At 38.0% G+C, this 11,136-nt stretch carries 7 protein-coding genes; 2 read left to right on the forward strand and 5 right to left on the reverse strand.

The window, feature by feature from the left end; genetic code table 11:
* The 5 genes from Q0X66_RS14135 to Q0X66_RS14155 all read right to left on the reverse strand — a co-directional run.
* Positions 1-2,614, reverse strand: a 2,614-nt coding sequence (locus Q0X66_RS14135) for an ABC transporter permease (protein WP_297707499.1), incomplete at its 3' end; no start/stop codon positions are given.
* A 28-nt stretch (positions 2,615-2,642) separates the two neighbouring features.
* Entirely contained in the window at positions 2,643-3,530 is an 888-nt protein-coding gene (locus Q0X66_RS14140) for an ABC transporter ATP-binding protein (RefSeq protein ID WP_297694431.1), read from the reverse strand.
* A 39-nt stretch (positions 3,531-3,569) separates the two neighbouring features.
* Complete coding sequence (locus tag Q0X66_RS14145; protein WP_297694429.1) at positions 3,570-5,267, reverse strand: adenylate/guanylate cyclase domain-containing protein; 1,698 nt, start codon at positions 5,265-5,267, stop codon at positions 3,570-3,572.
* Positions 5,268-5,269: 2 nt separating this feature from the next.
* Positions 5,270-5,647, reverse strand: coding sequence for a response regulator (locus tag Q0X66_RS14150; RefSeq protein WP_297694427.1), 378 nt, complete (start codon positions 5,645-5,647; stop codon positions 5,270-5,272).
* A gap of 29 nt (positions 5,648-5,676) precedes the next feature.
* The gene (locus Q0X66_RS14155; RefSeq protein ID WP_297707501.1) at positions 5,677-10,056 is read right to left on the reverse strand and encodes a response regulator; all 4,380 of its coding nucleotides are present in this window, start codon (positions 10,054-10,056) and stop codon (positions 5,677-5,679) included.
* A gap of 348 nt (positions 10,057-10,404) precedes the next feature.
* Between Q0X66_RS14155 and Q0X66_RS14160 the strand changes: the two genes are divergently transcribed.
* Both Q0X66_RS14160 and Q0X66_RS14165 read left to right on the forward strand, forming a co-directional pair.
* On the forward strand, positions 10,405-10,923 hold the full coding sequence (locus tag Q0X66_RS14160; protein ID WP_297707503.1) for a hypothetical protein: 519 nt from the start codon (positions 10,405-10,407) through the stop codon (positions 10,921-10,923).
* A gap of 3 nt (positions 10,924-10,926) precedes the next feature.
* Positions 10,927-11,136 (forward strand): NAD(P)-binding protein (locus tag Q0X66_RS14165; protein ID WP_297707505.1); only part of this gene is annotated, 210 nt, incomplete at its 3' end.

Here is an 11,136-nt window from a genome sequence, read left to right on the forward strand (position 1 = left end):
TATGTGTAGGGTGATGGAAAATTTCGATATTTACTTTGTCTCCATTTTTACCGGTCCATACCTCCTTATGCACATTATATCTGGCTGATGAAATATTATAAAAGAAATCCAAATCACCTTCCATCTTATAAGTGAAGTACCTGCGACCATCCTCTTCCCACTCTTTTTGTAAATAACCCGGCATGATGGCTATCTGATCCGGAGCTGTGCTTACGGTTCCCTCAAAAGTCACATAATCCGCATCATCATTAAATAAAAGATTTTGTAAACCCCATTCATCATCATGTGGAGGCAGTTGATAATCTTTTATAGGAAGGTCATATTTTTTGCGATCCTGATCACTTGTTAATTCACCCTGAGAGGAATATCCAAAGGAGGGAAAAAAGTTATTATTAAGGAAAGTACCGTTGTATACAATGTCTGATCCACTACCTTCATTAGGAAATCCCTCAAAAGATCCGGTTACTTTTAACTCCATAACCAGGGTGTCATTAGGCTGCATGCTTTTGCCAAGGGAATAGATCTCATAACCATAGGCTTCGTATTTTTTCCCAAGAACAGGCGTTTTGCCATCTATTTTAAAATCTTCAACTTTTTTATGGAAGAGTCCCGGCCCTCCCCAGTTGAGATGAAGAGAATCAATAGTTTCGTTAGATTTATTTACCATCTTATAGGTTACTTTAATTGTAGCCTGGCGCTCTTCGGGCACCAGATCTGCGTTTACCTTTACATCGATAACCTTGGGCTGCGTTTTCTGGTAATATTGACTTAAATGCTTCTCATAATCAGCAGAGGCTATGGTACCTGCCTTATCGGTCCTGTAATTATTTAATGTTTTGGTATTGAAGTTTATAAAAGCTCCTGAGCCAAGCCATATTGCAGCCAAAAGACTAATAGAAGAAAGCGTACTCACTTTTAATCTGCCCCTGGCAATCTGAAGACGGGCCTTACTTCCTGAATCTGTGCCTCGCTTCCAAAACAGAAAACCTACAAGGGTAAGTATTGCTCCAAACGCCAGCCAATACAGTCTGAACCAAAAAAGAGAAGTGCCAAAATGTCCAAAGCCATTCATGTCTGAAACTGTATAGCCAGGAGCATAGCCATATAGATAAAGATTGTTATCTACATCCAGAAAACTATTCAACCCAAAAAGTGTTGCCCAGATGGCAATAGCAATCACATGACCAATAAATTTTTTGGTCACCAAAGAATGTACGCAGAAAGCAAGCATTACAAAAATGATGTATTTGGGAAATTCAATAAGATACAGATCGGTAAAATACTTATCAAACTCAAAATTGAAATATCCTTTTATAACCTGATTAAAAACACCGCTTACAAGGATTAGGTTTACTAACAGAAAACTTACCAATGTAAGTGCCAGAAATTTAGAGCCGTAAACTATGCCATTGGGGATAGGTAATGACCCGAAAATCTGATCGTAGTTAACATTTCGTTCCCTGTGCAGGACTTCACCAGTCATAAAGACAATCAAAACAAATATTAAAATGATATAGGTAAAATCTTTTACCTCCAACATGTAATAGGTAAGGGGCAGGGAAGGGGTGCCATAAATAGGAAAGCCAAACCAGGCATCAAAAAACAGGAAAAGTACGGCAGCGACCAGTATGGCAATAAAGAAATTATCCCTGATGATATTTTTGAATTCCATCAAAGCCAGGCTAAAAAGAAGTTTGATGTTAAGTGCACGGGAATACACTTTACTTACTTCCGGAATTTTGGTATGTGTTGATGAAACCTCGGCAATATCTTCTTCCGTTTTTCTTTTTTTAGTACTGTAACTCCTTTTGAGAAAACGTTGAAAATCAAATCTAAAGACAGTATATAAAAACGCAAAAAGACCAAGCCCTACCCAAAGCACACGATTCCAGACAAGCATCCCTTTAAAAGGTACCATTAAAGTATTTTGTTCTTCCGGAGTCCAGTATTCAATAATGTTATTATATGTGCCAAATCCAAATGGATCTAAGAGACTCACCAAGGCTTTATTATCTATATCCTGGGTAAGTGTTAAGGTTATTAGGTAGGTAATGAAGAGGATAGCGCCACCTGCATAGGCCAGCATAACTCTCTTTGTTAAACTTACCAATGAAAAGAAGATACATCCTGCAAAGAAAAAGTTACTCCAGTAGAGCATAATTGTTGGCTGTAAATAGTGCACAAAATTAAAGGCTGTAAATCTTTCAGGCTCTTCATAGCCTGCATATGGACCTATAATAAAACCTATGATAAGGCCCACGTGGAGACCAAGGCTAACTAAAAACAACACGGATAGAGATCCAAAAAAGCGACCAAGAATATAACCCTTTTCACTAATAGGGTAGGTGAAGTAATAATTTTCGGTTTTATGCTCTATATCCCTGTACACCGGTACGCCCATAATTGCGCTGGCTATCATTATACCAAAAATGCTGATGGTACTGAGCATAGTTGCTATAGCCACAGGAGAATTGACGAATACCTTTTCTGAAGCAGGCCCGTTTCCCCCGATAGCCACAATAAGCCCGAAAATAAGCAGGATGCCAAAATAGGCATAGGTGGCTGGCCTTTTTAGCCTGTATTTGATCTCGAAGAAAAATATTTCTTTAAACATATTGGATAATTTTTAAGTGATGAAAGGTTTAATCCGTGATTTTCTCCATTCTGGATGAGATCTCAGCAAAATAAACATCTTCCAAATTGGCCTTGCTGGGCTCAAAAGTGGAATCGGGTCGTTCATCACTAAGCACATGAATGATAGTGTGGCCAGCTTTTAAATGGGTAGAAATAACTTGCATTTCGGATTGATACTCTTCCAAATCATCTTTTTCTATGCCCTTTTTCCATATCCTGCCTTTGACGCCTTCTGTTAAATCTGAAGGATTACCTTTAACAACCACTTCCCCTAAACAAATAATAGCCATATTGCTACAAAGATTGGATACATCATCTACAATGTGAGTGGATAAAATAACTATTGTATTCTCACCTATTTCACTTAATAGATTATGAAACCTGATACGCTCTGCAGGATCTAATCCGGCTGTAGGTTCATCAACAATAATTAAACTGGGATCTCCAATTAACGCCTGTGCAATGCCAAAGCGTTGTTTCATTCCTCCGGAATAGGTGCCCAGGCTTTTATTTCGTACATGCCATAAATTGGTCTTATTTAATAAAGACTCTACCAGGTCTTTTCGCTCAGATTTATTGGAAACTCCTTTTAAGGAGGCAATATGATTAAGCATGTTGTAGGAACTTATTTTCGGATAAACCCCAAATTCCTGTGGCAGGTACCCCAGGATTTCCCTTACCTTGGCTTTATCCTTTAAAATATCTATATCACCCATAGTTACAGAACCGGAATCTGCCTCTTGCAAAGTAGCAAGGGTTCTCATTAGCGATGATTTACCCGCACCATTTGGTCCTAGCAAGCCAAACATTCCCTGGGGGATGGTAAGGTTGACATCTTTCAGGGCGTGAACCCCATTGGAATAGGTTTTGTTTAAATCTTTGATCTGTAGTTCCATAGTTATGTGCGGTATGTAAATTTATGTGTTAAGGAAAGATTATTTTGAAGAAATAGAAGCTATTCCTTTCCAGTCGTCCCCGGTTTCCTGGGTAATCATGTGCGCCGACCTGTTCAGAAATAATTTGGCTGCGCTATCATTTCGTTCTTTTTTTACAATTTGTTGAAATGTTACAGCAGCCATTGCAAATTCCTTCATAAAATACTGTTTCATGCCCTCTTCAAAGGTATTAAGGGTTGCTAATTTATGCTTTAAAAGCTGCTCGCTGTCGCCGTTAATACATTCGTAAAGATCAATAGGTTTTTGTTTTCCTTTTACCTGAACGGGACCTAAATACCTGAAATCAAACTCTTCCGGATGTGTCAGGTTATTTTTGCAGTTATCTGTCAATAAAATTGAGGATCCGTAGTGTTTGGATAGTCCTTCAATTCTTGAAGCCGTGTTCACTGTGTCTGATATAATAGCGGCATCCAGTCTTTCTATATCGCCCGTTATACCCATGATAAGGTTACCATTTTGCATCCCAATTCCCAGCTTTACCGGGAAACGATCTTTAACTGCTCTTTCTTCATTAAATACTTTGAGTTCTGAATGCATTTCTACTGAAGCTCTTAATGCGGTCTGAGAACCATCAGGAAATAGGGCCATAAAACCATCTCCCAGATACTGCATTATGAATCCCCCATTTTTGCGAACAATAGGCCCCATTCTTTTATTAAAGGAATTTATAAAAAGGAAGTTGTCTTCAGGATTCAGATTCTCTGATATTGTTGTAAACTCCCTGATATCGGCAAAAACTACAGTTACTTCCTTCTCTACGAGATCACCTAAAGACACTTCTGTAAGCCTGTCTTTTCCCAGGGATTTAATAAATTCATTTGGAACAAATTTTTGACTTACTTCGTGAATAGACCTGATGGCTTCTTCCCGTTCTTTGGCTTCCTGTAGTCCTTTCTGATAAAGGTGGGCGGTCTCCAAAGCACCTGCCGTTTGTAATGAAATCGTGGTAAGTAATTTTAATTCAGCTGCTGTGAATTCTTTTTCGTTATTATGCCCCAGTATGACCATACCTAAAGTTCGGTGTTTAACCTTAAGCGGGGCATACATAATAGTCTTCAGATGGTCTAATGCCGGATTATCCATGATTTTATCTGAAGGTACAATGGCTGATGTGCCTTTGTTAATCAATTTTTTGAGCAGATCATTGAGTTTATCAATATTCTTTTCTTTCTCCGGATTCAGGCCAAATGCGGCGAGCTCAACTACTTTATTTTGTTTTGGTTCATAAATTAAAAAGAGACCATGCGTTGAATTAATAATTTGAGAGGCTTCTCTTAGTGCCATCTCTGCAATGGATTTTTCATCTATTTTTTCAGAGATCATCTCACTAAAACTATAGATCATATTTATTTCGCGATACAGGCCTAAAACCTCATTTCCAATTTTTTTCTTTTCAAGTTCTTTTTTAACCAGGACCATAACCATATTGGCTAATAATCTCCCATCTTCATTTGACGCCAGTAACCGGCCATAGATAATATCACCCAGACTTAAGTTAAAAGATTGAAACTCCTCATTGAAAGAACCGAAAAGCAGCTTTTCGTCGCATCCCATTACGCCGAAATTTATTCCCAATTTCAAAGCGATATCACTAAAGGCCGATTGTGAATCGTTTCCTTTTTTTAAGATGTTTTTGAGGGCTCTTAAATAATATTTAGTATCTGTTTGCCGGGTCATTGCTATACCTCCAGGATTTCTTCCGCAACAGCCAGCATCTCATCCGGGTCAAAAGGTTTTGTCATGTATCGGTCTGCCCCCATGTCAAGGCCTTTTTGCCGATCAACTTCCTGACCTTTTGCGGTTAAAAGTATAATATAAACATGTGATAAATTGAGTTCTTTTTTTACAATCTGACAAACCTCCATCCCGTTCATTTTAGGCATCATAACATCCAGGAATACAAGATTTGGTTCCTCTTCCTTAATTAAGTTTAATGCCTCTTCGCCATTTTCAGCAAACAATAATTCTACCCCTTCATCCTCTAAATCCTCCAAAGTTTGCTCAATTAACATTCTGATGTGAGCCTCATCATCTACTATCAGCAATTTTTGTCCCATATATTATTTAGTTACTGTTATGATTTATTTTACTCGTAGATAAAAAACATTACATTTTCCATCCCTTCCTGCAATTTCAGGTCTTTTATTTTCTTTTGATCCCCATTATAAACGGAGTTTAACATTATTATATCGGGCTTGGCTTTGGTGGCAGTTTCCATAAAGTCTTTGGAGGTAGATTCCACTACTTTATAACCCCTTGCATTTAAAACTTCTGCAAGTGTTTTTACAGCCGACGCATCTTCATCAACCACCAATACTTTTTTCTTCGAAACGCCCTGTTCCAGCAGTTCCTCCACTTCATGAAACAAATGTTCAGTATTTATTGGTTTCGTAAGATACCGGTCTACACCTATCCTAAATCCCCGTTCTTTGTCCTGTACAATGGATAAAATGATTATTGGGATGTCCATAGTCGCCGGATCGTTCTTTAGTACTGCCGCGACATCAAATCCGTTTATTTCGGGCATCATGACATCAAGTATAATTAAATCCGGTTTTGATAAACGTACCATGTCCAGGGCCGCTTTGCCATTGGCCGCTTCTTTTACCTCATATCCTGCCTCTGTAAGTTCCTGTCGCAGTAAAGACCGGATAGGGGTGTCATCATCCACCACCAAAATAGTCTGCGCCTTTTTCAATGTTTTAAGAGAGGAGTGCTTAATTTGTTTTTTTAAGCTTTTAAGGATTCTCTCAAGTTGAATTGGTGGCTGATCTGTACCTTCTCCTATAACAGGAATGGTAAAGAAAAAAGTACTCCCAACTCCTGCTGTGCTTTTCATCCAGATAATGCCACCGTGATGTTCTATAATCTCCCTGCAAATGGGAAGCCCCAATCCCGTGCCTTTGGGTTTATCGGTAAGTGTATCCCCGGCTTGCCTGAAACGTTCAAATACCTTGTGCCTGTCTTCCTCGGCAATTCCTATCCCGGTATCCTGGACCTCAACGAGTAATTGTCCGTTATCTAATGATGCTTCAATAGACACCGAACCTTTATCCGTGAATTTTACGGCATTTGATAAGAGGTTAATAACCACCTGGATCAGTTTGTCTTCATCGGCACTGACCAAAGGCAGATCTTCAGGAACATTTTTCTTCAGGGTTAAATTTTTCTGTTCAAATAGCGAAGAGGTGCTGGCTATAGCCCTGCTAATTACATCCTGTAAGAAAACAGGTTTTTTGTTCCATTCCATCCTGCCCGATTCTATTTTGGCGAGATCAAGTACATCGTTGATCAAATTAGTAAGCCGCTCTCCCTCAGACACAACTACATTTAGGTTTTCGCTAACCTGTTTCATGGTTCGCTTTATTTTTTGATCATCAACGGTCACCGCAGGAAATATCTTTTCTTCGAGCCTTTTTCTGATGATTTTTGCAAAACCCAATACTGATGTTAAGGGGGTGCGCAATTCATGGCTTACTGTAGAGAGGAAGGCGCTTTTTGCTTCATTGGCATCCTCCGCTTTTGCCTTGGCCCCTTTAGCTTCTTCATAAAGTTCCGCATTATGAAGGGCTATCCCCACGTTAATAGCAATTGTACTTAGTAAATTTTTATCTTCCTGATTAAATCTGCTGGCCAGTTTTGTGCTTTGAACACTAAGTACACCAATAATTTTATCTTCTACAGGAATAGGAACCCCCAAATATGAGATGGCCCGTTTACCGGTTTGCTCAATCCCGTACTTGTCGTATTGGGCAACGATATCGGTATCTTTGTTTATTAGTAAAGATTCACCGGTTTGAATAATTTTAGAAGTGAATCCTTCCCCATAATTCATTGGAGGCATATTATCACCATCCTGGTACGGAAAATTAATAACTCCTTTTTCTTCATCTAACAAAGCCAGATAGGTAATATCCGATTTAAAGAGCTTCTTCATTTCATTACCTACCAATTTTATCAATTCATTAAGCTCCAATTTCTCTGTCAGGGCTTTGCTTACATGGTTAACTGTGTCTAATTCATCGAGGCGCTGTTGTACTTCTTTGGTACGTTCTTCCACTTTTTCTTCCAGATCTTTTTGCTGCTTTACTAAGAGGTTAGTCCTTGTTTTAACAATGGCGTAGACCAATAAGAGGAAACCTAAGACATAGAGTGCATAAGCCCACCATGTTTCGTACCAAGGAGCACTTATACTAAAACTGACCGACTTTTCTTCGGAAACATCCCCATAAACATTTTGCGCTTTAACTCTAAAACTATATTTCCCGGGAGGAAGATTGATATACTCTCTGGAAGCTTGTTTGGTCCAAGCAGACCAGGTTTTGTCCAGGCCTGCTAATTGGGTGCTGTATTGCATTTCATTTTGTCCAATAAATAAGGGGGCTGCATAGCCAATATTTACATTATTCTGATCATAAGGTATTTTAAGACCTTCAGGAAAATCTGAATTGCCAGCATAGATAATAGAATCTCCTGCTATAGCCAACTTTCTCAATTCTACATTAAAGTTAGGAACAAAGGGTTTAGCAAGATTTCCTTCATATCTTATAACCCCATCAGGACCTGTGAACCATGCCAATTGTGTGTCATTCTCCTCAGAATTCTCCACGTAAATAGTCCAGATTCGATTGTTCTTAAGTTCCTTAAAAGTTTCTTTGTTAATAGTATACTCCCCATTGGAATCTTTTGAGGCTACCATTAGTCCGGATCCTACGTCAAACCATAGGCTACCATTATCATCCTCATAAAAATTAGTACCTGGTCTGTTAAAATCTATCTGGTCACCAAAAAAGAATTTTTTTTCTTCAAAACGGTTTTCACTTTCATTAAATGCAAAAGACTGTTGCGTTTCTGTTGCCCAAAAGACAATTTCTTCACCGGCTTCCACAAAAAATATTCTGGAATTCGGCAACCCATTATCATTATCCAGATAATCAAATTTCGAATCCGGAAAACTAAGCTTATTATCAACTAATTTGGGATAAATCCGTATCACCTGACTTTCTAGACTAGACTCTACAAACAAACTTCCATCGGAAGCTTCTAACATATTAGCGCTGCTTCTTGTTGGTTCATTGGTAAATGATTCTTCGAGGAATTTATTTTGGCGGCTATCGTAATAAAAAGTTATTATTCCTTGTTGATGTGATATATATATCCGCTTTGGATCCTTCTTTGATTGGTAAATTTGACCGGCTCTAAAATCATAATCGATATTTTCCCGTACATATTTAAAGGAAGTTCCTGTAATTTCTACAAATCCCATTCCATTGGTCCCTACATATAGCCTATCGTTGAATTCCAAAAAATTAGTTCCCTGACCAAAGGTTCCGGGTATATTTTTTATCACTTTTTCATCTTCATCCAAATAAGAGACACCATCATTGTTACTCAAATAAAGGACACCTTTAAATCTATAGACATCATTGACTACATTAGTAGAAAGGCCCATGTCGGAATCCAACAAAGTGAAAGAAGAATTAAGGTTTGTCGTAGAAATACCATTTAAGAGCATAATCCAAAGAACGCCTCTTGAATCGACATATACATAATCGACGCTCCCATCCTGCAACCCATTATCTGTGGTATACTTCTGTATTAATTTTCCATCATGATCAATTAGATAAGCGCCATCACTAAAAGTATTTAACACAAAACGACCATCATCCAAAGCCACACCCGGCAGGTATAACTTATCTTTAACGTAGGTATCTATTTCTGTCTTAAAAGGTTTAAATTCCTTACCATCATATAGGAAAAATCCTTTGGTTCGCGTACCAATAAGCAATTGATCTTCATCATAGGGTAAGATGGTGTAAATACGTTCGCTGGTAAATGCTTCTCCACCGGGAACTACTTCAAAAGTGTCATCATCCTTCAAGATACATAGACCTACCCCCCAAATACGAAGGTAATAGGTGTCATTAATAATATTACCTACATGATAACCATCCTCAGAGGGAATCACTTTCATTTTTTCACCATCCCAGGCATATAATTTAAATTCTGTTCTAAAAATGATCCTATCCTTATGGTAATCTATCTCCCATACATCTTTAAAAGACCTATGCTCTTCGGGAATTTCATTTAGCAAGGTCTTATATTGAAATTCTCCGTTAGCATCTGCTTCCAAATATCCTATTTCGCCAATTCCCCCAACATGAATTGTACCATGCTTATCTTTTTTCAAGGATCGTACACCTCCAACCTTGGGTAACCTGATCAAATCCCAATTTACCCCATCGTATTGCAAAATCCCTCCTCCATTTGCGAAATACATAATTCCTTTATCATCTTCTAATGCCCACCAATTGGCAGGTCCGGCTCCATAATCCTGGTATTTGTAATTTGTAATAATAGGTTTACCCAATTGTTTCTGGGCCAAAAGAGGTGCGGTGGCCATTAAGAAGAAACAAATAAAAAAGACAAAGTTCTTCAGGCAGGTGTTCAATATAGTTTTTAGCATAGTTGGCAGGAAAATAGTTGTGGTTGGTCTTTATAAAAAATACTGAGCTGAATTTACAAAATTTATTGGAACTCTTTGAAGTAATTATTAAAATGTGAGTTTGTTTAACAATGTTAGAAGAAGATTCCTACAGCGCTTAGAGATTTGCAGGTACATACCAAAAATCAGTGTTTATTAAAGGATAGTTGTCGTTTATCATGCGTGTTGCTTAATTGACCAAAAATCTACAATCCATTCTTAATTTTTGTGTATTTTAGGCGGCAATAATATAGGGTAAGAAACCTTTTATTTGAAGGGGTAAAAATGAGAATGTTAAAAAGAATAACCGAGAACCGTACGCTAATATAGATGAATAGTAAAAAATTACATACCACTTCGCTTGAGAATCTTTATGGCCCCATTTCTTGTGATATTATTCGGCAGGATAATGAAATAAGGATTGTTCATCTCAGGGATAAAAAGAATGTTTCCAGGACCGTAGGGGTTGTTAGGTTTTATAATACAGATCACAAAACCATTAAAACAGTACACAAGACGATACTTTCAGGAGAATTGCTTGGAAAGACCCTGAAACAATCCAGAATTCATTATAATAAAGAAACCATTGGCGCCGTGACTGTAAGATTGCCGGATTGGATAATAGATAACTTTCCTACCAAAGAAGAACATAGTGTTGCGGTAATCTCATTCATTAATATAGATACTTCTTTTAACGGACCACTTCTATATACCAGAATAATTGAAGTCTTACCGCCGGACTTAAGTACCGGTTATGAACACGATATAATTCAAAAGCAGGATATTGACAATGATATTTTGCCTTTATTTGAATTAGCCGATTTAACAATTGAAAACATAATAGTATAACAAATGTATAGCTGTATAGTAATTGGGGCAGGGCCCGGAGGCATTGTAGCGGTTAAAGAACTACTTGAAAAAGGAATTAAGGATGTGCTGTGTTTAGAGCAGTCTGATACCTTAGGAGGGGTTTTCGCCAATGGGTATGACAATCTAATCCTGACATCTTCCGTAACCTTCAGTATGTTTTCGGATTATTGGGTAGGGGAAGGCATGGACCAT

It is taken from the genome of uncultured Eudoraea sp., assembly GCF_947260015.1.
Lineage (GTDB): Bacteria > Bacteroidota > Bacteroidia > Flavobacteriales > Flavobacteriaceae > Eudoraea.

Bases quoted from the DNA above. Each gene is read 5' to 3' on its own strand.
- Q0X66_RS14145 (WP_297694429.1), bottom strand. From the start codon at position 5,267: ATGACCCGGCAAACAGATACTAAATATTATTTAAGAGCCCTCAAAAAC.
- Q0X66_RS14140 (WP_297694431.1), bottom strand. From the start codon at position 3,530: ATGGAACTACAGATCAAAGATTTAAACAAAACCTATTCCAATGGGGTT.
- Q0X66_RS14155 (WP_297707501.1), bottom strand. From the start codon at position 10,056: ATGCTAAAAACTATATTGAACACCTGCCTGAAGAACTTTGTCTTTTTT.
- Q0X66_RS14150 (WP_297694427.1), bottom strand. From the start codon at position 5,647: ATGGGACAAAAATTGCTGATAGTAGATGATGAGGCTCACATCAGAATG.
- Q0X66_RS14160 (WP_297707503.1), top strand. From the start codon at position 10,405: ATGAATAGTAAAAAATTACATACCACTTCGCTTGAGAATCTTTATGGC.